The sequence below is a fragment of the Pseudomonas sp. MS646 genome (genome assembly GCF_036693845.1).
In the GTDB taxonomy this organism is placed as follows: domain Bacteria; phylum Pseudomonadota; class Gammaproteobacteria; order Pseudomonadales; family Pseudomonadaceae; genus Aquipseudomonas; species Aquipseudomonas chlororaphis_E.
Map to the genome: position 1 here is coordinate 4,767,100 of NZ_CP144763.1, position 25,336 is coordinate 4,792,435.

The window sequence follows — 25,336 nt, forward strand, 5'->3', positions numbered from 1 at the left end:
CCTCCCACGCAACACCGGTCAGACTGCGCGAAACGCGCTGTTCATCGAAGACTCCCAGAAAGGTACTTTCATGGTTTCCACCGCCATCCGCCCTGCTTCCAGGCCGCTTAACCTGCGGATCGCCCTGGGGCTGCCCGCCGCCGTCGCGGTCATCCTGGTGCTATTGGAACTGACCACCCTGGACATGGGTCTGGCCCACTTGTTCTATGACGCCACCGGTGGCGGGTTCATTGGCCGACACAGTTACTTTTTGGAAGACATCCTCCACGACCGTGCCAAGGAGGTAGTCATCGCCTTTTCCGTGGTGGCGGTCCTGGGGTTTATCGCCACGTTCTTCAACGCTCGACTCAAGCCGTTCAAACGCGAACTCGGCTGCCTGGTCCTGTCCCTGGCGCTGGCCACGTCGTTCGTCACACCGATGAAGGCCGTGACGGCCGTGCAATGCCCCTGGAGCCTCAAGGAGTTCGGCGGCAAGGAAACCTACAGCGAATTGCTGAGCCCGCGACCGGCCACCGACAAGCCTGGGCGATGCTGGCCCGGCGGCCATGCCGCGACCGGCTTCACCCTGTTTGCCCTGTTCTTCGTCCTGCGTGACCGCCGGCCACGCCTGGCCAGACGCGCGTTCGTCCTGGCCCTCGGCCTGGGCACGGTGTTTTCCATCGGCAGGATGATGCAGGGGGCGCACTTCTTTTCCCACAACGTCTGGACCGCGGTGTTCTGCTGGCTGATTTGCCTGGGTTGCTACTACTTCATTCTTTACCGACCCGCCGCCACGACGGATCGCGTAGCCCTGCCCGCCCCCGCCCGGGGCTGAGGATCTTTCAGAGGGGGGCGAGCCTGCGATAACGATGCTGGGGCTGCTGGCCCTTCGCGAGCAAGCCCGCTTCCACAGGGGACCAGGGTGGGCGCAAATCCGGTGATCGCCCAAGATCACCTGTGGGAGCGAGCTTGCTCGCGAAAGCGGCGTAACGCTCGCTCCCCAATAAGCGGCAATAAAAAACCCCGCCTGCTTTCGCAGGCGGGGTTTTTCGCTACAGGGTAAGGCTGGCTTACATCATGCCGCCCATGCCACCCATGCCGCCCATGTCTGGCATACCGCCGCCAGCTGCACCTTCTTTCTTCGGTGCGTCAGCCACGGCTGCTTCGGTGGTCAGGATCAGACCGCCGATGGAAGCCGCTGCCTGCAGGGCCGAACGGGTGACCTTGGTTGGGTCCAGGATACCCATTTCGATCATGTCGCCGTACTCGCCCGACGCAGCGTTGTAGCCGAAGCTGCCTTGGCCGTTCTTGACCTTGTCGACCACGACGCTTGGCTCGTCGCCGGAGTTGGCAACGATCTGACGCAGCGGCGCTTCAACAGCGCGACGCAGAACAGCGATGCCCACGTTCTGGTCAGCGTTGTCGCCCTTGAGTTCGGTCAGGGCTTCCAGTGCGCGGATCAGCGCAACGCCACCGCCAGGTACCACGCCTTCTTCAACGGCTGCACGGGTAGCGTGCAGGGCGTCTTCAACGCGGGCTTTCTTCTCTTTCATTTCGACTTCGGAACCGGCGCCAACCTTGATCACCGCAACGCCGCCGGACAGCTTGGCCAGGCGCTCTTGCAGTTTTTCACGGTCGTAGTCCGAGGAAGTTTCGGCAACCTGGGCACGGATCTGGCTAATGCGCGCTTCGATGTCACCTTGAACGCCAGCACCGTCGACGATGATGGTGTTTTCCTTGGACAGGGTGACGCGCTTGGCGTTACCCAGGTGCTCCAGGGTGGTGCTTTCCAGGCTCAGGCCGATCTCTTCGGAGATCACGGTACCGCCGGTCAGGACGGCGATGTCCTGCAGCATGGCCTTGCGGCGGTCGCCGAAGCCAGGGGCCTTGACCGCAGCAACCTTGACGATGCCACGCATGTTGTTCACGACCAGGGTCGCCAGGGCTTCGCCTTCAACGTCTTCGGCCACGATCAGCAGAGGACGGCCAGCCTTGGCAACGGCTTCCAGCACCGGCAGCATTTCGCGGATGTTGGAGATTTTCTTGTCGACCAGCAGGATCAGCGGGCCGTCCAGCTCGGCCACCATGGTGTCCGGCTTGTTGACGAAGTACGGCGACAGGTAGCCGCGGTCGAACTGCATGCCTTCGACGACCGACAGTTCGTTTTCCAGGCCCGAGCCTTCTTCAACGGTGATCACGCCTTCTTTACCGACTTTTTCCATGGCTTCGGCAATGATGTCGCCGATGGAGTTGTCGGAGTTGGCGGAGATGGTGCCTACCTGAGCGATGGCCTTGAAGTCAGCGCAAGGCTTGGACAGGCCCTTGAGCTCCTTGACGATGGCGATGGTCGCCTTGTCGATGCCGCGCTTGAGGTCCATCGGGTTCATGCCGGCAGCGACGGCTTTCAGGCCTTCGTTGACGATCGACTGGGCCAGGACGGTGGCGGTGGTGGTGCCGTCGCCGGCGTCATCGTTGGCACGGGAGGCAACGTCTTTGACCAGCTGCGCGCCCATGTTCTCGAAACGGTCTTCCAGTTCGATTTCCTTGGCTACGGAAACGCCGTCCTTGGTGATGGTCGGAGCGCCGAAGCTCTTCTCGATGATCACGTTGCGGCCTTTCGGGCCCAGGGTCGCTTTTACTGCGTCAGCCAGGACGTTGACACCGGTGAGCATTTTCTTGCGGGCGGAATCGCCGAATTTAACTTCTTTAGCAGCCATGATCGATATTCCTTAAATACTGTGTAGTAGCGGGAAAATGAGCGGGGAAATCAGCCTTCGATAACAGCGAGGATCTCGTTCTCGCTCATTACCAACAGGTCTTCGCCGTCGACTTTCACGGTGTTGCTGCCGGAGTAAGGGCCGAACACAACCTTGTCACCCACTTTCACGGCCAGCGCACGCACTTCACCGCTGTCCAGCACGCGGCCGGTACCTACAGCGAGAACTTCACCGTGGTTGGCTTTTTCAGCAGCCGAACCTGGCAGGACGATACCGCCAGCGGTTTTCTTCTCTTCTTCGCTGCGACGGATGACGACGCGGTCATGCAGAGGACGAAGCTTCATTGTCGATCTCTCCTAATTTTGGGTTTTCATCGGCCGGTGTAGTCCCGGCGGGTTTAACAAAGCCGGCGAAGCCGGTTGCGGTTCGTCAGTCGAACCGCGGAAGTCTGTCCGGTGTTGCCACCGGAAACCTTGCGGTGACCCATACATAGGGGCGCGCAAGGCGATTACAAGGGCCGGGTGGAAAAATTTTTACGTCCACGCCTGAACGAACACGGCGCCCGAAGGCGCCGTGCTGAAGGGTTTACTTGGAGTCGCGGTGTTCGAATTCACCTTCGATCACCGTCGGCTCGCGGCCCACCGGCTCTCGTGGGGCCGGGCCGCCACGGGGCTGGAGGTCATCGGCGAACGCGCGCTGACGCATCGCCTGCTCCTCGGCGCGCTGGCGCATCTTGTTGGCGAGCATGCGCCGGGTGAACGGCAGCAGCAGGACCAGGCCCAGCACGTCGCTGATGAAGCCTGGCAGGATCAACAGGCCGCCACCCAGGGCCAGCATCAGGCCTTCGAGCATGGTCTGGGCAGGCAGTTCGCCGCGGTTCAGGCTTTCACGGGCACGCAATGCCGTGGCGAGGCCGGCGATGCGCAGCACGAACACGCCGAGCATCGAGCCGAGAATGACCAGCAGCAGCGCCGGGAAAAACCCGACCGCACCGCTGACCTTGACGAATACGAACAGCTCCAACACCGGGAACAGCAAAAAGAGCAACAAAAAAGGGCGCATCAAAAGGTTCCTCAACGCAAGAATGCCTTGCTATCAAACCCTAAATGACGTCGTCCTTTCGTGAATTCAAGCGTTCGCCTCTGCATTTTTCGGCCATTGCTCGGCGTGAGCCAGGTAAACCAAGGCTTCGCGCACTTGTGTCGGCGTGTTGCAAGGACTGGGAAACGCCAGCCAGTACAGCCCCTGGCCAATGCGCAGGTGCATGCCTTCGCTGTCGATGCCGACCATCTGTGCCGGCTCGCAGTCCGGCAGTCCGGCCAGTGTCACGTAATGGGCGATGGCCTTGGCGTGATCGGCGTTCATGTGTTCGATCATGCTCGCCTCGGCCTGGCCGGCAAAGGGATTGGCCAGGGTGACCTGGTCGATCCAATGAATCGCACCGAAGCCGCCGATGTAGCGATGACGCACCGGGTCGAGCACCCAGAAGTCGAAATCGTGGGCCTTGTGGTAGTTCTGCGATTCGGGGAAATAACGGTAATAGCGCTCGGCAGCGGCCTCGATGGCGGCGCTGTCCTGGAGTTTGCGTGCCTGTGCCATGCATGTCAGGCGCCCCACGGCCTGCACGTCTTGCGCCCCTCGCTCGCCCACCAGCATCGAACACTTGGGGTCTTTCTGCAGATTGTGGGTGTGCTGGGCAATGCGGCTGATCAGGATCAGCGGCTGGCCCTGCGCATCCAGGCAATACGGCACGACGGAGCCGAACGGGAAGCCGGGCATGGATTTGGAATGGGTGGATAACACTCCACGGTATTCCTTGAGCAGCAGCTCTCGGGCAAGCTTGGCAGCTTCAACGCTCAATTTATGACTCCTTCGACTAAATTCGTCTTGAATACGATCAGGCAGCTGGACTATGTTTCCAGGTGCCATCGGGCAACTCTATGCCGCGCTCCAGCCGCTACAGAAGAGAGGCCCGCAACCGAACTCCCTCAACCGCTCCGCCATCCCGGGACACGCACATGCAACTCACTGACAAAGTAATCATTATCACTGGCGGTTGCCAGGGCCTGGGGCGCTCCATGGCCGAGTACCTGGCGGGCAGGGGCGCGAAGCTTGCCCTGGTCGACCTCAATCAGGAGAAGCTCGACCAGGCCGTGGCCGCGTGCGTGGCCAAGGGCGTCGAGGCCCGGGCGTACCTGTGCAACGTGGCCAATGAAGAACAGGTGAGCGACATGGTCGCCCGAGTGGCCGAGGATTTCGGCGCGATCCATGGTCTGATCAACAATGCCGGGATCCTGCGCGACGGCCTGCTGCTCAAGGTCAAGGACGGCGAAATAAGCAAGATGAGCCTGGCCCAATGGCAAGCCGTGATCGACGTCAACCTCACCGGCGTGTTCCTGTGCACCCGCGAAGTGGCGGCGAAAATGGTCGAGCTGAAGAACAGCGGCGCGATCATCAACATTTCCTCGATTTCCCGCGCCGGCAACGTCGGCCAGACCAACTACTCCGCCGCCAAGGCCGGCGTGGCCGCCGCCACCGTGACCTGGGCCAAGGAACTGGCGCGCTACGGCATTCGTGTCGCCGGCATTGCCCCGGGCTTCATCGAGACTGAAATGACCCTGGGCATGAAACCCGAGGCCCTGGAAAAAATGACCTCGGGCATCCCGCTCAAACGCATGGGCAGGCCCGAGGAAATCGCCCATTCGGCGGCGTACATCTTCGAGAACGACTACTACACCGGCCGGATCCTGGAAATGGATGGCGGGTTGCGGATCTAAGGTCACCGCAACCCAAATGTGGGAGCGAGCTTGCTCGCGATAGCGTCAGTTCAGTCAGCCTTGATGCGACTGATACGCCGCTATCGCGAGCAAGCTCGCTCCCACAGTGGGTAGGGTTTCACTCTATCAGTCGTCGCTGATGGTGATGTTCGGCATCGCCGGCATGGCGGCTTCCTGCAACACGATCCGCGCGCCTACGTGGCGAGCCAGTTCCTGGTAGACCATAGCGATCTGGCTGTCCGGCTCGGCGCTCACGGTGGGCTTGCCGCCGTCGGCCTGCTCACGGATCAGCATCGACAGCGGCAGCGAGGCCAGCAGTTCGACGCCGTACTGGGTCGCCAGTTTTTCCCCGCCGCCTTCGCCGAACAGATGCTCGGCGTGCCCGCAGTTAGAGCAGATGTGCACGGCCATGTTTTCCACCACGCCCAGCACCGGGATGTTGACCTTGCGGAACATCTCCACGCCCTTGCGCGCATCCAGCAGGGCCAGGTCCTGGGGCGTGGTGACGATCACCGCGCCGGCCACCGGGACTTTCTGCGCCAGGGTCAGCTGGATATCGCCGGTGCCTGGCGGCATGTCGATCACCAGGTAATCCAGGTCGCCCCAGGCGGTCTGCGTCACCAGTTGCAGCAAGGCGCCAGACACCATCGGCCCGCGCCAGACCATCGGCGTGTTGTCATCGGTCAGGAACGCCATGGACATGACTTCCACGCCATGGGACTTGAGCGGCACGAACCATTTCTGGTCCTTGACCTGCGGCCGGGTACCTTCGGCGATACCGAACATGATGCCCTGGCTCGGGCCATAGATATCGGCGTCGAGGATCCCCACCCTGGCCCCTTCACGGGCCAGCGCCAAGGCCAGGTTGGCGGCGGTGGTGGATTTGCCCACGCCGCCCTTGCCGGAGGCCACGGCGATCACGTTCTTGACGTTCGCCAGCCCCGGCACCTGGGCCTGGGCCTTGTGGGCGGCGATCACGCTGGTGATGTCGACTTGGGCGGCCGCCACGCCATCCAGGCCTTCGATCGCCATCTGCAGCATTTGCGCCCAGCCCTTCTTGAACAGGTCGGCGGCGTAGCCGATTTCCAACTGGACGTGGACGCGATCGCCCTGGACATCGATGGCACGCACGCATCCGGCGCTGACCGGGTCCTGGTTCAGGTAGGGGTCGGTGTACTGGCGAAGGACGGCTTCCACCGCTGCGCGATTGACGGCGCTCATGGGCAACTCCGATAGCAAGACTGGAAAAACAGGCGGCTATCCTACGCCGCCCATTCTTTTGTGGCGACCCAAACACTGCTGTGTGAATGTCCCTCTGGCGAGGGAGCTCGCTCCCGCTCGACTGCGCAGCAGTCGCACCAAGGCTGACGTTGTCAGGGTACACAACCTTTTTAAGGGCGGCTTCGCCACCCAGCGGGAGCAAGCTCCCTCGCCACACAGGCCCTGCCAGCATCCGGAAACAGGCTCATAGGGTGAAAAAAAGCCGCCGGCGCTTTATAGTGGCCGACCTCCGTTTCATCAAGTAGCCGAGCCCCATGTCCGAGCCACGCAAGATCCTCGTCACCAGCGCCCTGCCCTATGCCAATGGTTCGATTCACCTCGGCCATATGCTGGAATACATCCAGACCGATATGTGGGTGCGCTTCCAGAAGCATCGCGGCAACCAATGCATCTATGTCTGCGCCGACGACGCCCACGGCTCGGCCATCATGCTGCGCGCGGAAAAGGAAGGCATCACCCCGGAACAACTGATCGCCAACGTCCAGGCCGAACACAGCGCCGACTTTGCCGAGTTCCTGGTGGACTTCGACAACTTCCACTCCACGCACGCCGAGGAAAACCGCGAGCTGTCGAGTCAGGTCTACCTCAAGCTGCGTGATGCCGGGCACATCGCGACCCGCTCGATCACCCAGTATTTCGACCCGGAAAAGAAAATGTTCCTGGCCGACCGCTTCATCAAGGGTACCTGCCCGAAATGCGGCACCGAGGACCAGTACGGCGACAACTGCGAAAAGTGCGGCGCCACCTATGCACCCACTGACCTGAAAGACCCGAAGTCGGCGATTTCCGGGGCCACGCCGGTGCTCAAGGATTCCCAGCACTTCTTCTTCAAGCTGCCGGATTTCCAGCAGATGCTGCAAGCCTGGACCCGCAGCGGCACCCTGCAGGACGCCGTCGCCAACAAGATCGCCGAATGGCTCGACGCCGGCCTGCAACAGTGGGACATCTCCCGCGATGCGCCGTATTTCGGCTTCGAGATCCCGGATGAGCCCGGCAAGTACTTCTACGTCTGGCTGGATGCGCCAATCGGCTACATGGCCAGCTTCAAGAACCTGTGCAACCGCACGCCGGAGCTGGACTTCGACGCGTTCTGGGGCAAGGACTCCACCGCCGAGCTGTACCACTTCATCGGCAAGGACATCGTCAACTTCCACGCCCTGTTCTGGCCCGCAATGCTCGAAGGCGCGGGTTTTCGCAAGCCGACCGGCATCAACGTCCATGGCTACCTGACCGTCAACGGCCAGAAAATGTCCAAGTCCCGCGGCACCTTCATCAAGGCCCGGACATACCTGGACCACCTGTCCCCGGAATACCTGCGCTACTACTACGCGGCCAAGCTGGGCCGTGGCGTCGATGACCTGGACCTGAACCTCGACGACTTCGTGCAGAAGGTCAATTCCGACCTGGTGGGCAAAGTCGTCAACATCGCCAGCCGCTGCGCCGGTTTCATCCACAAGGGCAATGCCGGCGTGCTGGTGGCAGGCAATGCGGCACCAGAGCTGACCGAAGCGTTCCTGGCCGCCGCGCCGAGCATCGCCGAAGCCTACGAGGCTCGCGACTTTGCCCGGGCCATGCGCGAGATCATGGCCCTGGCCGACCGCGCCAACGCCTGGATCGCCGACAAGGCGCCGTGGTCGCTGAACAAACAGGAAGGCAAGCAGGAAGAAGTCCAGGCGATCTGCGCCCTGGGCGTGAACCTGTTCCGCCAACTGGTGATTTTCCTCAAGCCGGTGCTGCCGTTGCTGGCCGCCGACGCCGAGGCGTTCCTCAATGTCGCGCCGCTGACCTGGAACGATCACCAGACCCTGCTGAGCAACCATCAACTGAACGAGTTCAAGCCGTTGATGACCCGCATCGACGCCGCCAAGGTGCAAGCCATGACCGACGCCTCCAAGGAAGACCTGGCCGCCAGCCAGACCGACACCGGCGCCCTGACCGGCAATGGCGAACTGGCCAAGGATCCGCTGTCGCCGGAAATCGAGTTCGACGCCTTTGCCGCCGTGGACCTGCGCGTCGCGCTGATCGTCAAGGCCGAAGCCGTCGAGGGTGCCGACAAACTGCTGCGCCTGACCCTGGACATCGGCGATGAACAGCGCAACGTGTTCTCCGGCATCAAGAGTGCCTATCCGGACCCTGCCAAGCTCGAAGGCCGGCTGACGATGATGATCGCCAACCTCAAGCCGCGCAAAATGCGCTTCGGCGTGTCCGAAGGCATGGTGATGGCGGCGGGCCCTGGTGGCGAGGAAATCTACCTGCTGAGCCCCGACAGCGGCGCCAAGCCAGGCCAGCGGATCAAGTAACGCGACCGCACGCTGCACCGATCCCACAGTCGCTTTGCAGGCGGCTGTGGGATTTTCATATCTGGCCCGCCCTGCCCGCGTGGCGGATAATGCCTCATCGTGTAACAGGCCCTTTCACCCATACGCCCATGACCGACCTCCTTCTTACATTGTTCAGCGCGGCCCTGATCAACAACCTGGTGTTGCATTGGCCGCTGGGCGTCGATCCGCTGCTGACGACCGATGGCAGGCGGCGGGTGCACGCCCTGGGGCTGGCGACGACGTGCCTGATGCTGGTGGTCGGCACCCTGGGCTATCTGCTCGATCACTGGTTGCTGGCGCTGGCCCAACTGACGGCGTTGCGCCTGCTGGTCTGGCTGCCCTTAAGCGTATTGCTCATCGCCCCCCTGCTGCGCGGGCTGGCACGTTGGCGGCCGACATGGCCGTTCGACGGCTTGTGGCCATTGCTGCTGGGCAATGCCGGCGTCCTCGGCGTGACGCTGCTCAATGGCGAGGACGACCAGGGCCTGGGCCACGCCGTCGCCCTGAGCCTGGGCGCCGGGCTGGGCTTCTGGCTGGTGCTGGGCCTGTTCGAGGACCTGCGCCAGCGCACCTTCACTCACGCTATTGCCCTGCCCTTCCGCGGGCTGCCGATTCAGTTGATCAGCGCCGGACTGATGGCGGTGGCCTTTCTTGGATTGCGCGGGCTGGTCAAGACATGAGCCTGATTCAACGTATCGACGCGCTGCTGCCGCAAACCCAATGCGGCAAATGCGGGCACCCGGGGTGCAAGCCTTACGCCGAGGGCATTGCCCAGGGCGAGCCGATCAACAAGTGCCCACCCGGCGGCCAGGAAACCATCGCGGCCCTGGCCGAGCTGATGAAAGTGCCCGTGCTGGAATTGGACACCAGCCGCGGCGCGGCCCCGGCGCAAATCGCCTTTATCCGTGAAGCCGAATGCATCGGCTGCACCAAGTGCATCCAGGCCTGCCCGGTGGACGCGATAGTCGGCGCGGCAAAGCTGATGCACACCGTCCTCATCGACGAATGCACCGGTTGCGACCTGTGTGTAGCGCCTTGCCCGGTCGATTGCATCGAGATGCGACCCCTGCCGACAGCCAGCGTGCTGCCGATTATCGGCGGCCTGACCTCAAGCCTTGAGGAGCAACAAGCGCGCGCGGCCAAACGCAACCATGCCCGACGGCGCTTCGAGCAACGCAACGCCCGTTTGCGGCGTGAAGAAGAGCAGCGCCAGGCCGAACGCCTGGCCCGCACCCAACGCGCCGCCCAGGCCCCGGCTCAACCCCAGGCGCTCGACCCGGTTCAAGCCGCGCTGGAACGGGTGCGCGCGCAGAAAGCCGCCAACGCCGATGCCGCCCTGAAAAAGGCCAAGGTCGACCTGGCCATGAGCCGGGCGCAATTGAACAAATCCTTGAAGGCCTTCGGTCATCCGCCGACCTTCGAGCAACAATCGCAACTGATCGTGCTGCAACGCCAGTTCGAAGCGGCCGAGCAAGCCCTGATACAACTGGAAAGCGCCGCACCGCAAACCGCGCCAGCACCAGCCCCGGCACCCGCGCCGAACGCCGAGCTGAAACGGGCCAAGATCCAATTGGCCATGCGCCGCGCCGAGCTCAGCAAGGCCCGCGCGGCGGCGGCCCCGGACGACCAGGTGTTGGCATTGGAGCAAGCGGTGAAGGACGCCGAGCGCCAGGTGGACGCCCATGTCACGCCCTGAGCCCATGGACGAACGACTGCGCCAGGCCATGCAGCGCGTGCTGCTGGCGACGCTGCCGGGCGCGTTGGCGCTGCTGTGGTTCCAGGGCTGGGGCATTTTGCTGAACCTGGCGCTGGCGGCGCTCACCGCACTGGCGATCGAAGCCGCGGTGCTGCGCCTGCGCCGCCGATCACTCGCCCCCGAGCTGTTCGATGGCAGCGCGCTGGTCAGCGCCACCCTGCTGGCCCTGGCCTTGCCGGCGTACGGTCCCTGGTGGCTGACCGTCACGGCGGTGGCCTGCGCCCTGCTCTTTGGCAAACACCTGTGGGGGGGCGTCGGCAGCAACCCATTCAACCCGGCCATGCTCGGCTATGCCCTGGCCCTGGTGGCGTTTCCTGCCCACATGAGTCAATGGCCTGCGCCCCACGCCGTGGGCTTGCTGGAAGGCCTGCAACACGTGTTCGGCACACCGCCAGCACCCGACGCCTGGGCCGGGGCGACCGCGCTGGACAGCCTGCGGCTCAACCGGAGCCTGACCATCGACGAGCTGTTCGCCCACAACCCGGCGTTTGGCCATTTCGGTGGCCGGGGCGCTGAATGGGTCAACCTGGCGTTCCTGGCCGGAGGCCTGTTTCTGCTGCAACAACGGGTGTTCAGTTGGCACGCACCGGTGGGCATGCTGGCCAGCCTGTTCCTCGTCAGCCTGATCGGCTGGAACGGCTCAGGCTCCGATTCCCATGGCTCGCCGCTGTTTCATCTGCTCACCGGCGCAACCATGCTCGGGGCGTTCTTCATCGTGACCGAACCGGTTTCGGGCGCCAAGGCGCCACTCGCTCGACTGCTGTTCGGGTTCGGCGTGGGACTGCTGACTTACACCATACGCACCTGGGGCGGTTACCCCGACGGCGTGGCATTTGCGGTGTTGCTGATGAACCTTGGCGTCCCCGCACTGGAGCGCCTGGCCGCTGCACGGCAACGGCGGCAACCGGCATGAACAATCCCGGCGGCGTGGCCCTCCTGATCGCACTGGTTGTCCTCGGTAGCGGTGCCACTTACCTCACGCACCTGAGCACCGCCGGGCGCATTGAGGCGCAACGACAAGCACAGCAGACCCGCGCCCTGCTCGACGTATTGCCCGTCGAGCGCTACGACAATCAGCCATTGGCGCAGCCGGTGATGACGACCGCCGTGCCCCTGGCCCATAGCTCGTTGCTACAGGCCTACCGGGCCACTCGCGCCGGCCAACCCAGCGCGGTGCTGCTACGCAGCCAGACAACGGGGTATGAAGGCAGCATCGAACTGCTGATCGCAATCGACGTGCAAGGCCGCCTGCTGGGCGTGAAAACCCTGCATCAGTCCGAGACCCCCGGACTGGGCGCGGCGATTGCCGGTTGGCCAAATGCCTGGCTGCAAACCTTCACCGGCCAATCACGCCAGCAGACTGACGACAGCGCCTGGGCCCTGAAAAAGGATGGCGGACGATTCGACCAATTGGCCGGCGCGACCGTGACCTCCCGAGCCGTCCTGGAGGCGGTTCACGATACGCTGCGTTACTTCGACGAGCACCAGGCTCAACTGACCGGAGTGGTCGCGGATGAATAAGCCATGGGCCCTGACGCGCGGGCTGTTGCTCGTCCCATTGGTCGGCGCGAGCGACTCGCTGGCCGGTGCGCTGGGGGTATGGTTGGCCTGGGCATTGATCGTCGTTGCGCAAGACGCGGCGATGGGAAGTGTCCGACATCGCCTGAGCGCGTATCAACGCGTGCTCGCCTGTGCCGTGCTGGCGGCTACCCTGGCCGCTTGCACAGGCTTCGTGCTCCAGGCCTGGGCGCCGCAGCCGTTCCGGGTGTCGAGCCTTTACCTGGGCTGGATCGCCTTGAGCGGCGTGGTGCTGGAACAACAAGACGCCCTCGTTGAGCGGCGTCTGTCCGCTCGCCTCAGGCTTGCTGGCCTGTTCGGCCTCTGGATGCTTGGCCTGGGCGCCCTGCGCGAGCTGATCGCCAGCGCCCTGCCCCTGGCCGCGCTGGCCCCGGGCGGGTTCATCCTGCTCGGCTTGCTGCTGGCGGCCCGCCAGGCCTGGACGGCCGCCAGCCCTCATTCACCTACCAAGGACACGCCGCGCCCATGAACGCCGCCAAACGCCTGGAAATATTTCGTCGCCTTCACGAAGACAACCCGGAACCGAAAACCGAACTGGCCTACTCCTCGCCGTTCGAGCTGTTGATCGCGGTGATTCTGTCGGCCCAGTCCACCGACGTCGGCGTCAACAAGGCCACGGCCAAGCTGTTTCCGGTGGCCAATACGCCGGAGGCGATCTACGCCCTGGGCGTCGAAGGGCTGTCCGAGTACATCAAGACCATCGGGCTGTACAACAGCAAGGCCAAGAACGTCATCGAAACCTGTCGCCTGCTGATCGAGCGCCATGACAGCGAGGTCCCGCAGACCCGCGAAGCCCTGGAAGCGCTTCCGGGCGTCGGCCGCAAGACCGCCAACGTGGTGCTCAATACCGCGTTCCGGCAACTGACCATGGCGGTCGACACGCACATCTTCCGCGTCAGCAACCGCACCGGGTTGGCGCCCGGCAAGAACGTGGTGGAAGTGGAGAACAAGCTGATGAAGTTCGTGCCCAAGGCGTTCCTCCTGGATTCCCACCACTGGCTCATTCTTCACGGGCGCTACGTGTGTCTGGCACGCAAGCCCCGATGCGGCAGCTGTCGGATCGAAGATTTATGTGAATACAAGCACAAGACCTCCGACGATTGAGGCGCTATTGGTTTTATTGATCTGTCGATTGAAAAAATCTTTTTTACCCGCCCGTGGTTTATCGATATAAGGAGCGCCAATGGCAGTCTTAGCCTGGAGTCGAACCCATGAGTACTGGCAAAGAACAACTGGATGTAGAAGACGAATTCATCGCCGTTGAGTCCGACGACGCGGAACCCGTGGTCGTGGAAGTGGCGAAAACCAACCTGAGCAAACGCCGCACCATTGATAATCTGCTGGAAGAACGCCGCTTGCAGAAGCAGTTGGCCGATTACGACTTTGACCTTTGACCGCTTGCCCCCAAACACCTAAAAGCCTCCCCGATGGAGGCTTTTTTATTGGCTATGGGTGACCGCCTGACTCACACCAACCCATTGCGTTGTGCCAGCTCGATCAGATCGACCAGCGAACGCGCGTTGAGCTTCAACAATAAACGCGTCTTGTAGGTACTGACCGTCTTGTTGCTCAGAAACATCCCATCGGCAATTTCCTTATTGGTTTTTCCGCGCGCCAGTTGTTGCAGCACCATCATTTCCCGTCCGGACAGCCGATCGACCATGTCCGACTCGCTGGCGTTACCCAGGCTGGAGCGCACGGTATGCAGCGCCTGGTTGGGGAAATAACTGTAGCCGGACAATACGGCCTTGATCGCGCTCAACAACTCGGTCAAGTCCTGTTGCTTGCACACATACCCGGCCGCTCCCGTCTGCATGCAACGCATGGAGAAATGCCCGGGCGACTGGGACGTCAGCACCAAGACTTTCATTGCCGAGGGAATGGCGCTCAGGCGGGCAATAACCTCCAGGCCATCCAACTTCGGAATACCGATATCGAGAATGACGATATCGGGCATAAGTTCCCGCGCAAGTTGCAACGCATCGACGCCGTTATCCGTTTCGGCCACAACTTCATAACCATGACGCTCCATCAGCAGACGTACAGCAAGACGAATGACGGGGTGATCATCCACGATCAGCACTTTATTCATGGGCAAATCCAACTTCGCTGTTCGAATTTTTAGAGCACGCACAATAGCCTAGTCATTTCTACCTTGGCATGCCGCCCCCCCCTGGCCGCTCGCAGCGAAAGACGAAACCTACAAGCTATACAGAAAAATCCTACAAATTCACCCGAAAAAAATGTGTCATGAATTTTTCGACGGCCCGCAAGCGACCTTTCTTAACCTCCCGGTAACCTCTGGACAAATCGTATTACGCCACGCTTCCACTCCGAGGCCGGTGGTTCAAGGCATGTGGCTAATAGGATCGTTAAAGCCTTGGTTAAATAGCCTCGCATCGAAGTGCCAGGCGCGTTCAATATAAAAAAACAGAAATCAAGGCAGCGTCCATTCACGCCTTGCCAGCGCCGCGGTATTGGACTAGTTATTAATAACCCTATCCATCAACTGACTCACCGAGCATATTGTATGAGCAACCCATATGAACAAACCCTTGAAGACCATTACCAACCCCATGACCCTCATCGCTGTATTTGCCACGCTATCGGAAACTTCCGCGGCCATCTCCCTGCCGTTTCTGGACGATGACGATCGCGAATACTATCTTTGGTTTTTGATCAGTTTTCCGTTTTATCTGTTATTGCTGTTTTTTACCACCCTGAACTTCAACTACCGCTCGCTGTATTCACCTTCCGACTTTCCCAAGGGCAAACATTTCCTCAAGACCCTGGATGATTCGCTCGGCCGGCGTAAACGGACGTTGCGCCGGACAAACAAACACCAGGTGTTGCCGACGCAATGTCATCGCCCCGGACGCAAGCGGCGGCGCCCCGGGTGCGTGGTGTGCGGGCAATCGCAACGCCCACGGTCCAAACGCGACAGACAAGCCACCCGCATCATCGTCTACGTCATTTACCGGGGCGCAGGCGAGGCCACGGCCAGGCAGGATGGATAATCCCTGCACAGAAAAGGGAGCCCCCAAAAAAAACGGCCTGCGCAGGGCAGGCCGTTTTTTACACAGGCAGGGTCAGAACAGCTTGCGACCCTTGTTCGCCGCAATGCGCATGCGCAGGGCGTTGAGCTTGATGAAACCGGCCGCGTCGGCCTGGTTGTAGGCACCGCCGTCTTCTTCGAAGGTCGCGATGTTGGCATCGAACAGCGAGTCGTCGGACTTGCGCCCGGTCACGATCACGTTGCCCTTGTACAGCTTCAGGCGCACGACACCGTTCACGTTGACCTGGGAAGCATCGATCATCTGTTGCAGCATCAGACGCTCAGGGCTCCACCAGTAGCCGGTGTAGATCAGGCTGGCGTACTTGGGCATCAGCTCATCCTTGAGGTGAGCGACTTCACGGTCCAGGGTGATCGATTCGATGGCGCGGTGGGCGCGCAGCATGATGGTGCCGCCCGGGGTTTCGTAGCAACCACGGGACTTCATGCCGACGTAGCGGTTCTCGACGATGTCCAGACGGCCGATGCCGTGCTCGCCACCGATGCGGTTGAGGGTCGCCAGCACGGTGGCCGGGCTCATTTCCACGCCGTCCAGGGCGACGATATCGCCATTGCGGTAGGTCAGTTCCAGGTACTGCGGGGTATCCGGGGCCTTCTCCGGGGAGACGGTCCAGCGCCACATGTCTTCTTCGTGCTCGGTCCAGGTGTCTTCCAGCACGCCACCTTCATAGGAGATGTGCAGCAGGTTGGCGTCCATCGAGTACGGCGACTTCTTCTTGCCGTGACGCTCGATCGGGATCGCGTGCTTCTCGGCGTAGTCCATCAGTTTTTCGCGGGACAGCAGGTCCCATTCGCGCCACGGGGCGATGACTTTAACGCCTGGCTTGAGGGCGTAGGCGCCCAGTTCGAAACGAACCTGGTCGTTGCCTTTGCCGGTGGCGCCGTGGGAAATGGCATCGGCGCCGGTTTCGTTGGCGATTTCGATCAGGCGCTTGGCGATCAGCGGACGGGCGATGGAAGTACCCAGCAGGTACTCGCCTTCGTAGACGGTGTTGGCGCGGAACATCGGGAACACGAAGTCGCGGACGAACTCTTCGCGCAGGTCATCGATGTAGATCTCTTTGACGCCCATGGCCTGAGCCTTGGCGCGTGCAGGCTCGACTTCTTCGCCCTGCCCCAGGTCAGCGGTGAAGGTCACCACTTCGCAGTTATAAGTGTCCTGCAGCCACTTGAGGATCACCGAAGTGTCCAGGCCGCCGGAATACGCCAGAACGACCTTGTTTACGTCCGCCATGCCATCACTCCACGGGTTCTACGGAAAGCCGTGAAGTCTAACGTCCAACGCGGATAATTTACAGGGGCGCGACAGCTTATGACGACGAAGCGACAGATTATGTCGAACGCGCGACGACCACGCGGGATCAGGACGTGCGTGCAGTGGCCCCGGCAGGCGCCTTGGCCGGCGCAGCGGCGGGGGCCGGAACCTTGGCAGGCGCGGCGGCCGGTGCGGGTGGCGCAGGGGCCGGTTGCGCAGCCGGCACCGGTGCTGGTGTCGGTGCCTGGGCAGGCTCCACACGCGCCAGTTGCACGACCACGCGACGGTTCTTGGCCCGGTTGGCGGCGGTGGTGTTGGGTGCCAGAGGGTAACGCTCACCGTGGAAACGCACGGTGATCTGCGATTCCTGGAAACCGTTGGCCTTGAAGAATTCCTGCACGGCCAGGGCCCGGCGGCGCGACAGCTCACGGTTGGTCAGGCGGTTGCCGCTGTTGTCGGAATGACCGTCAAGCTCGACATGATTGACGCTCGGGTCGGCCTTGATGAAGTCGAGCATCACCTGCAGTTGCGCCTTGGCACGGGCATCGAGCTCGATGGACTCACCGGGAAATGCGATCTGGGTCTGCTTGATCTGTTCGAAGTTCTTTGGCAACAGTTTGGCCACGCAGCCTTGATAGTCATTGAAGGCCTTGTTGAAGCGCACCGGCAGCAAGCGGACTTCCGAGACGCGCCCGTCCTCGCTGTTGCGGCGTACCACAGGGCTGCGACCTTCCATCAGCCCGCTGATCAGTCGCCCGGCCTGGACCTGAGAACTGTTGAACAGCACGTCGCCGCTGCCGATCCTCACCGAACCCAGGTTGATGTCTCCACGTCCCGGCTGCCAGGGTGAGGCCGCCGCCAGCAAGGTGGCGGAACCGCCGCCCAGCATTGGGTTGTAGGCCTTGAGACGGAACGTGGCCTGCTCGCCCGCCCGGCGCACGAATTCGCCGCTGCCGAAATCGGTGATCGGCTGGCTCAGCCGGCACTCGAACTTGTCGCCTTCGACCGTCCACTCAATGCTCTCCAGACGGGTCTGGAAAGTGAGCGCCATCGCGGGAAGGCTGGCAAACACACTGAGCAAGGCTAGATAACGCTGGCGCACGGGAGGCTCCACTGGCTTTATTACAAAGTTCGACACCTACTGAGAGTCTGACGCAGGTCCCAGGCACCCCACGGATTCGTGGCACACCTGTAGGGGCTATCGGTCGCCGGCGCCAGAACTTGATAGCGGGTGCCTGAATCGGTCTTTTCCGGTAGCATTCCCCAGAGTTTGACCCGCCTGGAAGCCCCCCAATGTCCGACCGCCTGACCCTGCTGCGTCCCGACGACTGGCATATTCATCTTCGCGATGGTGCTGTGTTGACCCATACCGTCGCCGATGTCGCGCGCACCTTCGGGCGCGCAATCATCATGCCTAACCTGGTTCCGCCGGTGCGCAACGCCGCCGAGGCCGATGGCTATCGCCAGCGCATCCTCGCGGCGCGCCCGGCTGGCAGCCGCTTCGAACCGCTGATGGTGCTGTACCTCACCGACCGCACCCAGCCCGAAGAGATCCGTGACGCCAAGGCCAGTGGCTTTGTCCACGCCGCCAAGCTGTACCCGGCCGGCGCGACCACCAACTCGGACTCCGGCGTCACCCGCATCGACACGATCTTCCCGGTGCTGGAGGCCATGGCCGAAGTCGGCATGCCGCTGCTGATCCACGGCGAAGTGACCCGCGGCGACATCGACGTCTTCGACCGCGAGAAAATCTTCATCGACGAGCACATGCGCCGCGTCGTGGAACGCTTCCCGACCCTCAAGGTGGTGTTCGAACACATCACCACCGGCGACGCCGTGCAGTTCGTCAACGAAGCCCCGGCCAACGTGGGCGCGACCATTACCGCGCATCACCTGCTGTACAACCGCAACCACATGCTGGTGGGCGGGATCCGGCCGCACTTCTATTGCCTGCCGATCCTCAAGCGCAACACTCATCAGCAAGCCTTGCTCGACGCCGCCACCAGCGGCAGCGCCAAGTTCTTCCTCGGCACGGACTCGGCGCCCCACGCCCGCCACGCCAAGGAAGCTGCCTGCGGTTGCGCCGGCTGCTACACCGCGTACGCCGCCATCGAGATGTATGCCGAGGCATTCGAGCAGCGCAATGCGCTGGACAAGCTCGAAGGCTTCGCCAGCCTGCACGGTCCGCGCTTCTACGGCCTGCCGGTGAACACCGATCGCATTACCCTGGTCCGCGACGAATGGACCGCCCCCGTCAGCCTGCCGTTCGGCGAGCAGACCGTCATCCCGCTGCGCGCCGGTGAAAAACTGCGCTGGCGCCTGCTGGAGGAAAACGCGTGAGTGAAGATCATTTCGACGACGAACTGGACGGCAATGGTGGTTCGGGCGGTGCCCGTCACCCGATGGCAGCCCGGTTCCGCGGCTACCTGCCGGTTGTCGTCGACGTAGAAACCGGCGGCTTCAACTCCGCCACCGATGCCCTGCTGGAAATCGCCGCGACGACCATCGGCATGGATGAAAAAGGCTTCGTGTTCCCGGATCACACCTATTTCTTCCGCGTCGAACCGTTCGAAGGTGCCAACGTCGAAGCGGCGGCCCTGGAGTTCACCGGGATCAAGCTTGACCACCCGCTGCGCATGGCCGTCAGCGAAGAGACGGCCCTGACCGACATCTTCCGCGGCGTACGCAAGGCGTTGAAGGCCAACGGCTGCAAGCGCGCGATCCTGGTCGGGCATAACAGCAGCTTCGACCTGGGCTTCCTCAATGCCGCCGTCGCGCGCCTGGACATGAAGCGCAACCCGTTCCACCCGTTCTCCAGTTTCGACACGGCCACCCTCGCCGGCCTGGCGTACGGCCAGACCGTCCTGGCGAAAGCCTGCCAGGCCGCCGACATCGACTTCGATGGCCGCGAGGCCCACTCGGCCCGCTACGACACCGAGAAGACCGCCGAGCTGTTCTGCGGCATCGTCAATCGGTGGAAAGAGATGGGTGGCTGGCAGGATTTCGACGACTGACATCCGCCTGGCTTGGCTCTCTTGTGGCGAGGGGATTTATCCCCGTTGGACTGCGCAGCAGTCCCAGAAGGATGAGCCAGGCAAACTCAATTGGCAGGTTTGGGGGCCGCTTCGCGGCCCATCGGGGATAAATCCCCTCGCCACAGGATTGTGCTCTGCTTTAGAACACCCCCCAAAAAAAACCGGCCCATCAAGGGCCGGTTTTTTATGCCAGGTTCGCTTACAGCTTGTCGCTGTGCTCGCCCAGGTAAGCGGCAACGCCTTCAGGCGATGCGGTCATGCCCTTGTCGCCTTTTTTCCAGTTGGCTGGGCAGACTTCGCCGTGCTCTTCGTGGAATTGCAGAGCGTCGACCAGACGGATCAGCTCTTCCATGTTACGGCCCAGTGGCAGGTCGTTGATGATCTGCGAACGAACCACGCCTTTGTCGTCGATCAGGAACGCACCACGGAAAGCCACGCCACCTTCGGACTCAACGTCGTAGGCCTTGGCGATCTCGTGCTTCATGTCGGCAGCCATGGTGTATTTCACCTGGCCGATACCGCCATTGTTGATCGGGGTGTTGCGCCAGGCGTTGTGGGTGAAGTGCGAGTCGATCGAGACAGCGATCACTTCGACGTTGCGCGCCTTGAAGTCGTCCATGCGGTGATCCAGTGCGATCAGCTCGGACGGGCAGACGAAGGTGAAGTCCAGTGGGTAGAAGAACACCAGGCCGTATTTGCCTTTGATGGCCGAGGACAGGGTGAAGCTGTCGACGATTTCGCCGTTGCCGAGGACGGCTGGAACGGTGAAGTCAGGGGCTTGTTTGCCTACGAGTACGCTCATTGGATATCTCCTGGTGTAGTAACGTGAAAACAAGGTCCGGGCCAGCCTGTCACCCTCAGGCGACAGCCCTGTGACACGAACCCGCTTTGCAAGGACCGACCATCATACACCGGGCATTTGGACTGTCTTCAACGGTTTTTCCGCGACATTGAAAAATCAATGTTTCGCCTCATGATCGTGCAATGATCCTCGCGCAGAACCGTTCGTCAGGCAGGCACCGCTCTGGCCCGAGGGTTTCAGAAACCACTTTGACAATCATTCTCGTTAACATTAAGATCCGTCTCAATTGAGTCACAACCAGCGACGGTTCTCACTTATGTATGTATGCCTCTGCACTGGCGTCACCGACGGACAAATCCGCGAAGCAATCTACGAAGGTTGCTGCAGCTATCGCGAAGTCCGCCAGGCCACCGGCGTAGCCAGCCAATGCGGCAAATGTGCCTGCCTGGCCAAGGAAGTGGTACGTGAAACCCTCGCCAAGGTGCAGACGGCACAAGCCGCCATTCCCTACCCGGTAGAATTTACCGCCGCGTAATAAACAGCACTTCAAGGAACCGGACACCATGTCCGGTTTTTTTATGCCTGTAAATCAATTGGTTAGCGTCAAGACGCGGAACACAAACATTCTTATTCCGATTAATTTTCATTTATTATTCAATAACTTAGGTTTGACACTGGTCAATACGCGGCTCAAACTCTGCCCCATACACAGCTATTACAGGGCAGGCCTCATCATGAAAGGCGACATTACAGTCATCCAGCATCTCAACAAGATCCTTGCCAATGAACTGGTCGCGATCAACCAATACTTCCTGCATGCGCGCATGTACGAAGATTGGGGCCTGAACAAGCTGGGCAAGCACGAGTACCACGAATCCATCGACGAGATGAAGCACGCGGACAAGCTGATCAAGCGCATCCTGTTTCTCGAAGGCCTGCCGAACGTCCAGGACCTGGGCAAACTGCACATCGGTGAACACACCCAGGAAATGCTGGAGTGCGACCTGCGCATCGAGCGCACCGGCCACGCCGATCTGAAAGCCGCCATCGCCCATTGTGAAAGCGTTGGCGACTTCGGTAGCCGTGAACTTTTGGAAGACATCCTCGAATCCGAGGAAGAGCACATCGACTGGCTGGAAACCCAATTGGGCCTGATCGATAAAGTGGGCCTTGAGAACTACCTGCAATCGCAGATGGGCGAAGAGTAACTTCCCCCCACCTGCCACTAAAAAGCCCCGCCCTCTTGTGAGAGGCGGGGCTTTTTATTGCCTGGACTTCCAGGCATGCCAAATCCAATGTGGGAGCGGGCTTGCTCGCGAAAACGCCATATCAGATAAACAAACGCTGACTGACCCTCCGCATTCGCGAGCAAGCCCGCTCCCACAAGGTTTCGTGTTCACCACAACCAGTGTGGTGAACAGACGTCCATAATCAGGCTTCGGTCTTGTTCGCTGCTTTTTCCACAGCGGCCTTGATGGTGGCCTGCAGCGAACCGTCAGCCGCCATCTCGGTCATGATGTCGCTGCCGCCAATCAACTCGCCACCCACCCACAGTTGCGGGAAGGTTGGCCAGTTGGCGTACTTCGGCAGGTTGGCACGAATTTCCGGGTTCTGCAGGATGTCTACGTAGGCGAACTTCTCGCCACATGCCATCACCGCCTGGGCAGCCTTGGCCGAGAAGCCGCATTGCGGAGCATTCGGCGCGCCTTTCATGTAGAGCAGGACGGTGTTGTTGGCAATCTGGTCTTTGATCGTTTCGATGATATCCATGGAGCACCTCGGCTTGAACTTCTGCGACTTAAGTCGTCGACACGGTGACGCATTGTAACGGAAAGCCGAGCACGCTGTCCCAGGGACAAATTCACGCAGCCGCGACCTTCACCGGTACGCCATTGAGTGCCGCGTTGCCGGACAACTCATCCAACTGGCACTCATCCGTCAGGTCGTTGGCACTGGAGCCCGGCTGGCCGCTGGCGATGCTCATCTGCACACCTGGCCGGGCATGACCCCAACCGTGTGGCAAGCTGACCACACCTTTCATCATGTCCGCGCTGCCCTGGACTTCCACTTCGATGGTGCCCACCCGGGAGCTGACTTTCACCCGCTGGCCATCGACCAGGCTGCGGCTGGCCAGGTCATCCGGGTGCATCAGCAGTTGATGACGTGGCTTGCCTTTCACCAGCCGATGGAAGTTGTGCATCCACGAATTATTGCTGCGCACATGACGACGGCCAATCATCAGCAACTCATCCGGTGCGGGCGCCTGCACGGCGGCAAAACGCTCGATATCGGCCAGGATCACGGCCGGCGCGGCCTGCACGCGCTGGTTTTCGGTCTTCAGCCGTCCCGCCAGGTTGGGCTTGAGCGCACCCAGGTCGATGCCATGGGGGTGATCGAACAGCGTTGCCAGGGACAACTTGTGTGGCGACGCATCGCCATACGCCCCCGCCCGCAAGCCGAAATCGATCATTTGCGCCGGCGGCAGGGTGGGCTTGAGTTCCTTACCAGTCCTGGCGGCGAAGGCCTTGGCCAGGCCGACGAAAATTTCCCAATCGTGCAACGCGCCTTCGGGCTTGGGCAGGATCGCCCGGTTGAAACGGGTCACGTTGCGCACCGCGAACACATTGAACGTGGTGTCGTAATGGTCGTTTTCCAGCGCCGACGTCGAGGGCAGGATCAGGTCGGCGTACCGCGTGGTTTCGTTGATGTACAAGTCGACGCTGACCATGAACTCCAGGCCGTCGAGCGCCTGCTCCAATTGACGCCCGTTCGGCGTGGACAGCACCGGGTTGCCGGCCACGGTGACCAGCGCACGCACCTGGCCCTCTCCTTCGGTGAGCATCTCTTCGGCCAGGGCCGACACCGGCAACTCCCCGGCGTACTCGGGGCGCCCGGACACCCGGCTCTGCCAGCGATTGAAATGCCCGCCCGACGTGGTCGCCACCAGATCCACCGCAGGCTCGGTGCACAAGGCCCCGCCCACGCGGTCAAGGTTGCCGGTGACCAGGTTGATCACCTGGATCAGCCACTGGCACAGCGTACCGAAGGCCTGGGTCGAAACGCCCATCCGCCCGTAGCAGACCGCTGATGGCGCGGCGGCGAAGTCCCGGGCCAACTGCCGGATCTGCGCCGCCGGCACCGCGCAGAGCGGGCTCATCGCTTGCGCCGTGAACCGCTCGACGGCTTCACGCACCCGATGAAGGTCGTCTACCGGCAGATGGCTGTCGCGGGTCAGGCCTTCATCGAACAAGGTATTGAGCAAGCCCAGCAACAACGCAGCGTCGCCACCGGGGCGTACGAAGACATGCTGGTCGGCAATGGCCGCTGTCTCGCTGCGGCGTGGATCGACCACCACCACCTTGCCGCCACGGGCCTGGATGGCCTTGAGGCGTTTTTCCACGTCCGGCACGGTCATGATGCTGCCGTTGGACGCCAGCGGGTTGCCGCCCAGGATCAGCATGAAGTCGGTGTGGTCGATGTCCGGGATCGGGATCAGCAAGCCATGGCCGTACATCAGGTGGCTGGTCAAGTGATGGGGCAACTGGTCTACCGACGTCGCCGAGAAACGGCTGCGGGTCTTCAACAGGCCGAGGAAATAGTTGCTGTGGGTCATCAGCCCGTAATTGTGCACGCTGGGGTTGCCCTGGTAGACCGCCACCGCGTTCTGGCCATGACGTGCCTGGATGTCCGCCAGGCGCTCGGCGACCAGGGCGAAGGCAGCGTCCCAGGCAATGGGCTGCCATTCGTTGCCGACCCGCTGCATGGGCTGGCGCAAGCGGTCCGGATCATTCTGGATATCCTGCAGGGCCACCGCCTTGGGGCAGATATGACCCCGGCTGAAGCTGTCCAGCGCATCCCCCTTGATCGAGGTGATCGCCAGGCCCTGGCCTTCGGTTTCGGTGGTTTCGAGGGTCAAGCCACAAATGGCTTCGCACAGATGGCACGCACGGTGGTGAAGAGTCTTGGTCATGGCCAGCCTCTGTTTTATTCGTAGCGGGCACTGTCGGCCGCGGGAACAAAACTATGGCGCGTGATCCCCGGCGGCGCCAGCGACGTTCGTCCTGTGAATTGGCGGGCATCAGGCCCGCCGATGAAGTGCCGTCAAGACCGGTCGGGCGGCGGTGCCAGCAACTGGATCTCCTCGACGGTTTCCACCAGTTCCTGAGTGATCGGGTCGCCGGTCAACTCACCAATCAGCCGCCAGTGTTCATCGATGCCGCCGCTGATGGTGGCCATGCGATCGATCATTCGACGGGCCGCCGCCTTGGTTACCTCATCCTCGCTGCGCAGCAACTCGAATGACATGGACGTCACCGAAGCGGTCAGGTGCGTCAGCGTGCGTGCCGTCAGCCCTAACAATTCCATCAGTTGCTGCTCTTTCGAATCCATTTCGGGGCTCCTGTGTCACGCGGGGTTCATTTATAACCCAGGCCCTTGCATTAGGAAATGTTTCACAGCCACCGGTGGGCGGGTGGGCGCCTGCCCGGGGCAGCGAAACGCTCTTCCGGGTCGCCCAAGCCCCGTCCCGCTTGATTGCCAAGCGACGCGACAGCAGTGTACAAAGAGGCGCTGCTGTCAGGAAAACGGCCCCCAACCCGCCATCGCAACCACGGCGATGGCCTCGCTGAATCCCCAAAAACCGTAGCCCTATTGGTAAGACGCGACATTTAATGTCAATATCGCGCCTTCCCCTATTTTCGTCGCCCCGTGCGGCTTTTGCCGCAGGTCTCGCCCGTTGTCCCTGAACAAGGCTTTGAGCATC

26 protein-coding genes and 1 pseudogene are annotated in these 25,336 nt (G+C 61.8%); 15 read left to right on the forward strand and 12 right to left on the reverse strand.

All coding sequences use genetic code 11. The features are described from left to right. Window positions 1-70 precede the first annotated feature (70 nt). A complete protein-coding gene (locus V3H56_RS20885) occupies window positions 71-814 on the forward strand; it encodes a phosphatase PAP2 family protein (RefSeq protein ID WP_047736589.1) in 744 nt (247 codons plus the stop codon). 235 nt (window positions 815-1,049) lie between these two features. Here the strand turns inward: V3H56_RS20885 and groL are convergent, their stop codons facing one another. The 4 genes from groL to V3H56_RS20905 all read right to left on the reverse strand — a co-directional run bounded on the left by groL (window position 1,050) and on the right by V3H56_RS20905 (window position 4,556). Further along, the gene (gene groL / locus V3H56_RS20890) at window positions 1,050-2,696 is read right to left on the reverse strand and encodes a chaperonin GroEL (RefSeq protein WP_042729367.1); all 1,647 of its coding nucleotides are present in this window, start codon (window positions 2,694-2,696) and stop codon (window positions 1,050-1,052) included. A 50-nt stretch (window positions 2,697-2,746) separates the two neighbouring features. Then, window positions 2,747-3,040, reverse strand: coding sequence for a co-chaperone GroES (locus V3H56_RS20895; RefSeq protein ID WP_042729366.1), 294 nt, complete (start codon window positions 3,038-3,040; stop codon window positions 2,747-2,749). 241 nt (window positions 3,041-3,281) lie between these two features. After that, window positions 3,282-3,758 (reverse strand): FxsA family protein, encoded by a 477-nt coding sequence (locus V3H56_RS20900; RefSeq protein WP_047736591.1) that lies wholly within the window; start codon window positions 3,756-3,758, stop codon window positions 3,282-3,284. Window positions 3,759-3,824: 66 nt separating this feature from the next. Then, entirely contained in the window at window positions 3,825-4,556 is a 732-nt protein-coding gene (locus tag V3H56_RS20905; RefSeq protein ID WP_047736593.1) for a HugZ family protein, read from the reverse strand. Between the two features lie 158 nt (window positions 4,557-4,714). Here V3H56_RS20905 and V3H56_RS20910 point away from each other — a divergent pair, with 158 nt between their 5' ends. Next, window positions 4,715-5,473 (forward strand): SDR family oxidoreductase, encoded by a 759-nt coding sequence (locus V3H56_RS20910; RefSeq protein WP_047736594.1) that lies wholly within the window; start codon window positions 4,715-4,717, stop codon window positions 5,471-5,473. 126 nt (window positions 5,474-5,599) lie between these two features. Here the strand turns inward: V3H56_RS20910 and apbC are convergent, their stop codons facing one another. Beyond that, a complete protein-coding gene (gene apbC, locus V3H56_RS20915) occupies window positions 5,600-6,694 on the reverse strand; it encodes an iron-sulfur cluster carrier protein ApbC (RefSeq protein WP_042729362.1) in 1,095 nt (364 codons plus the stop codon). A gap of 314 nt (window positions 6,695-7,008) precedes the next feature. On the opposite strand from apbC, the gene metG reads away from it, so the two are divergent. The 8 genes from metG (at window position 7,009) to V3H56_RS20955 (ending at window position 13,803) form a co-directional block, all read left to right on the forward strand. Further along, complete coding sequence (gene metG / locus V3H56_RS20920) at window positions 7,009-9,054, forward strand: methionine--tRNA ligase (protein WP_047736596.1); 2,046 nt, start codon at window positions 7,009-7,011, stop codon at window positions 9,052-9,054. A 128-nt stretch (window positions 9,055-9,182) separates the two neighbouring features. After that, window positions 9,183-9,755 carry an Rnf-Nqr domain containing protein gene (locus tag V3H56_RS20925; RefSeq protein ID WP_047736598.1) on the forward strand — a complete coding sequence of 191 codons (573 nt, stop codon included), beginning with the start codon at window positions 9,183-9,185 and terminating at the stop codon, window positions 9,753-9,755. Beyond that, window positions 9,752-10,771, forward strand: coding sequence for an electron transport complex subunit RsxB (rsxB, locus tag V3H56_RS20930; RefSeq protein ID WP_042729359.1), 1,020 nt, complete (start codon window positions 9,752-9,754; stop codon window positions 10,769-10,771). Before V3H56_RS20925 ends, rsxB begins: the two co-directional genes overlap by 4 nt. Next, window positions 10,758-11,744: an RnfABCDGE type electron transport complex subunit D gene (locus V3H56_RS20935; protein ID WP_338473835.1), complete on the forward strand. Its 987-nt coding sequence runs from the start codon at window positions 10,758-10,760 to the stop codon at window positions 11,742-11,744. Before rsxB ends, V3H56_RS20935 begins: the two co-directional genes overlap by 14 nt. After that, a complete protein-coding gene (locus tag V3H56_RS20940) occupies window positions 11,741-12,352 on the forward strand; it encodes an RnfABCDGE type electron transport complex subunit G (RefSeq protein WP_338473836.1) in 612 nt (203 codons plus the stop codon). Before V3H56_RS20935 ends, V3H56_RS20940 begins: the two co-directional genes overlap by 4 nt. Continuing rightward, the gene (locus V3H56_RS20945; RefSeq protein WP_047736604.1) at window positions 12,345-12,878 is read left to right on the forward strand and encodes an Rnf-Nqr domain containing protein; all 534 of its coding nucleotides are present in this window, start codon (window positions 12,345-12,347) and stop codon (window positions 12,876-12,878) included. Before V3H56_RS20940 ends, V3H56_RS20945 begins: the two co-directional genes overlap by 8 nt. Beyond that, window positions 12,875-13,513 (forward strand): endonuclease III, encoded by a 639-nt coding sequence (gene nth / locus V3H56_RS20950; RefSeq protein ID WP_047736606.1) that lies wholly within the window; start codon window positions 12,875-12,877, stop codon window positions 13,511-13,513. Before V3H56_RS20945 ends, nth begins: the two co-directional genes overlap by 4 nt. A gap of 107 nt (window positions 13,514-13,620) precedes the next feature. Continuing rightward, window positions 13,621-13,803 carry a hypothetical protein gene (locus tag V3H56_RS20955; RefSeq protein WP_042729354.1) on the forward strand — a complete coding sequence of 61 codons (183 nt, stop codon included), beginning with the start codon at window positions 13,621-13,623 and terminating at the stop codon, window positions 13,801-13,803. A 71-nt stretch (window positions 13,804-13,874) separates the two neighbouring features. On the opposite strand, the gene V3H56_RS20960 is transcribed toward V3H56_RS20955, so the two are convergent. After that, on the reverse strand, window positions 13,875-14,501 hold the full coding sequence (locus tag V3H56_RS20960; protein WP_042729353.1) for a response regulator transcription factor: 627 nt from the start codon (window positions 14,499-14,501) through the stop codon (window positions 13,875-13,877). Between the two features lie 451 nt (window positions 14,502-14,952). On the opposite strand from V3H56_RS20960, the pseudogene V3H56_RS20965 reads away from it, so the two are divergent. Further along, window positions 14,953-15,210: pseudogene (locus tag V3H56_RS20965) on the forward strand (hypothetical protein); the annotation flags it as partial. Window positions 15,211-15,498: 288 nt separating this feature from the next. Here V3H56_RS20965 and V3H56_RS20970 read toward each other — a convergent pair. Together V3H56_RS20970 and V3H56_RS20975 are read right to left on the reverse strand one after the other, a co-directional pair. Next, window positions 15,499-16,716, reverse strand: a complete 1,218-nt coding sequence (locus V3H56_RS20970; protein WP_024779511.1) for an argininosuccinate synthase — start codon at window positions 16,714-16,716, stop codon at window positions 15,499-15,501. Between the two features lie 127 nt (window positions 16,717-16,843). After that, a complete protein-coding gene (locus V3H56_RS20975; RefSeq protein ID WP_047736610.1) occupies window positions 16,844-17,839 on the reverse strand; it encodes an OmpA family protein in 996 nt (331 codons plus the stop codon). A 191-nt stretch (window positions 17,840-18,030) separates the two neighbouring features. Between V3H56_RS20975 and pyrC the strand changes: the two genes are divergently transcribed. Both pyrC and rnt read left to right on the forward strand, forming a co-directional pair. Then, on the forward strand, window positions 18,031-19,077 hold the full coding sequence (gene pyrC / locus V3H56_RS20980; RefSeq protein WP_042729350.1) for a dihydroorotase: 1,047 nt from the start codon (window positions 18,031-18,033) through the stop codon (window positions 19,075-19,077). After that, complete coding sequence (gene rnt / locus V3H56_RS20985; RefSeq protein WP_003204947.1) at window positions 19,074-19,751, forward strand: ribonuclease T; 678 nt, start codon at window positions 19,074-19,076, stop codon at window positions 19,749-19,751. Before pyrC ends, rnt begins: the two co-directional genes overlap by 4 nt. A gap of 220 nt (window positions 19,752-19,971) precedes the next feature. On the opposite strand, the gene V3H56_RS20990 is transcribed toward rnt, so the two are convergent. After that, a complete protein-coding gene (locus V3H56_RS20990) occupies window positions 19,972-20,574 on the reverse strand; it encodes a peroxiredoxin (protein WP_042729349.1) in 603 nt (200 codons plus the stop codon). 316 nt (window positions 20,575-20,890) lie between these two features. Here V3H56_RS20990 and V3H56_RS20995 point away from each other — a divergent pair, with 316 nt between their 5' ends. Together V3H56_RS20995 and bfr are read left to right on the forward strand one after the other, a co-directional pair. Next, window positions 20,891-21,109, forward strand: a complete 219-nt coding sequence (locus tag V3H56_RS20995) for a bacterioferritin-associated ferredoxin (protein ID WP_042729348.1) — start codon at window positions 20,891-20,893, stop codon at window positions 21,107-21,109. A 199-nt stretch (window positions 21,110-21,308) separates the two neighbouring features. Next, window positions 21,309-21,782 (forward strand): bacterioferritin, encoded by a 474-nt coding sequence (bfr, locus tag V3H56_RS21000; RefSeq protein WP_042729347.1) that lies wholly within the window; start codon window positions 21,309-21,311, stop codon window positions 21,780-21,782. A gap of 223 nt (window positions 21,783-22,005) precedes the next feature. Here the strand turns inward: bfr and grxD are convergent, their stop codons facing one another. The 3 genes from grxD to V3H56_RS21015 form a co-directional block, all read right to left on the reverse strand. Beyond that, a complete protein-coding gene (gene grxD / locus V3H56_RS21005) occupies window positions 22,006-22,344 on the reverse strand; it encodes a Grx4 family monothiol glutaredoxin (protein ID WP_047736611.1) in 339 nt (112 codons plus the stop codon). A gap of 91 nt (window positions 22,345-22,435) precedes the next feature. After that, entirely contained in the window at window positions 22,436-24,544 is a 2,109-nt protein-coding gene (locus tag V3H56_RS21010; RefSeq protein WP_042730402.1) for a molybdopterin oxidoreductase family protein, read from the reverse strand. A gap of 131 nt (window positions 24,545-24,675) precedes the next feature. After that, window positions 24,676-24,963, reverse strand: coding sequence for a hypothetical protein (locus V3H56_RS21015; protein WP_042730401.1), 288 nt, complete (start codon window positions 24,961-24,963; stop codon window positions 24,676-24,678). Window positions 24,964-25,336: the final 373 nt, after the last annotated feature.

What these genes read in the sequence shown, in the direction of transcription:
- V3H56_RS20995 (WP_042729348.1), top strand. Translation starts at nt 20,891, where the DNA reads ATGTATGTATGCCTCTGCACTGGCGTCACCGACGGACAAATCCGCGAA.
- V3H56_RS20970 (WP_024779511.1), bottom strand. Translation starts at nt 16,716, where the DNA reads ATGGCGGACGTAAACAAGGTCGTTCTGGCGTATTCCGGCGGCCTGGAC.
- V3H56_RS20935 (WP_338473835.1), top strand. Translation starts at nt 10,758, where the DNA reads ATGTCACGCCCTGAGCCCATGGACGAACGACTGCGCCAGGCCATGCAG.
- rsxB (WP_042729359.1), top strand. Translation starts at nt 9,752, where the DNA reads ATGAGCCTGATTCAACGTATCGACGCGCTGCTGCCGCAAACCCAATGC.
- V3H56_RS20990 (WP_042729349.1), bottom strand. Translation starts at nt 20,574, where the DNA reads ATGAGCGTACTCGTAGGCAAACAAGCCCCTGACTTCACCGTTCCAGCC.
- nth (WP_047736606.1), top strand. Translation starts at nt 12,875, where the DNA reads ATGAACGCCGCCAAACGCCTGGAAATATTTCGTCGCCTTCACGAAGAC.
- apbC (WP_042729362.1), bottom strand. Translation starts at nt 6,694, where the DNA reads ATGAGCGCCGTCAATCGCGCAGCGGTGGAAGCCGTCCTTCGCCAGTAC.
- pyrC (WP_042729350.1), top strand. Translation starts at nt 18,031, where the DNA reads ATGTCCGACCGCCTGACCCTGCTGCGTCCCGACGACTGGCATATTCAT.
- V3H56_RS21010 (WP_042730402.1), bottom strand. Translation starts at nt 24,544, where the DNA reads ATGACCAAGACTCTTCACCACCGTGCGTGCCATCTGTGCGAAGCCATT.
- V3H56_RS20885 (WP_047736589.1), top strand. Translation starts at nt 71, where the DNA reads ATGGTTTCCACCGCCATCCGCCCTGCTTCCAGGCCGCTTAACCTGCGG.
- V3H56_RS20925 (WP_047736598.1), top strand. Translation starts at nt 9,183, where the DNA reads ATGACCGACCTCCTTCTTACATTGTTCAGCGCGGCCCTGATCAACAAC.
- metG (WP_047736596.1), top strand. Translation starts at nt 7,009, where the DNA reads ATGTCCGAGCCACGCAAGATCCTCGTCACCAGCGCCCTGCCCTATGCC.
- bfr (WP_042729347.1), top strand. Translation starts at nt 21,309, where the DNA reads ATGAAAGGCGACATTACAGTCATCCAGCATCTCAACAAGATCCTTGCC.
- V3H56_RS20900 (WP_047736591.1), bottom strand. Translation starts at nt 3,758, where the DNA reads ATGCGCCCTTTTTTGTTGCTCTTTTTGCTGTTCCCGGTGTTGGAGCTG.
- V3H56_RS20940 (WP_338473836.1), top strand. Translation starts at nt 11,741, where the DNA reads ATGAACAATCCCGGCGGCGTGGCCCTCCTGATCGCACTGGTTGTCCTC.
- V3H56_RS20895 (WP_042729366.1), bottom strand. Translation starts at nt 3,040, where the DNA reads ATGAAGCTTCGTCCTCTGCATGACCGCGTCGTCATCCGTCGCAGCGAA.
- V3H56_RS20960 (WP_042729353.1), bottom strand. Translation starts at nt 14,501, where the DNA reads ATGAATAAAGTGCTGATCGTGGATGATCACCCCGTCATTCGTCTTGCT.
- V3H56_RS21015 (WP_042730401.1), bottom strand. Translation starts at nt 24,963, where the DNA reads ATGGATTCGAAAGAGCAGCAACTGATGGAATTGTTAGGGCTGACGGCA.
- V3H56_RS20910 (WP_047736594.1), top strand. Translation starts at nt 4,715, where the DNA reads ATGCAACTCACTGACAAAGTAATCATTATCACTGGCGGTTGCCAGGGC.
- grxD (WP_047736611.1), bottom strand. Translation starts at nt 22,344, where the DNA reads ATGGATATCATCGAAACGATCAAAGACCAGATTGCCAACAACACCGTC.
- V3H56_RS20955 (WP_042729354.1), top strand. Translation starts at nt 13,621, where the DNA reads ATGAGTACTGGCAAAGAACAACTGGATGTAGAAGACGAATTCATCGCC.
- V3H56_RS20945 (WP_047736604.1), top strand. Translation starts at nt 12,345, where the DNA reads ATGAATAAGCCATGGGCCCTGACGCGCGGGCTGTTGCTCGTCCCATTG.
- groL (WP_042729367.1), bottom strand. Translation starts at nt 2,696, where the DNA reads ATGGCTGCTAAAGAAGTTAAATTCGGCGATTCCGCCCGCAAGAAAATG.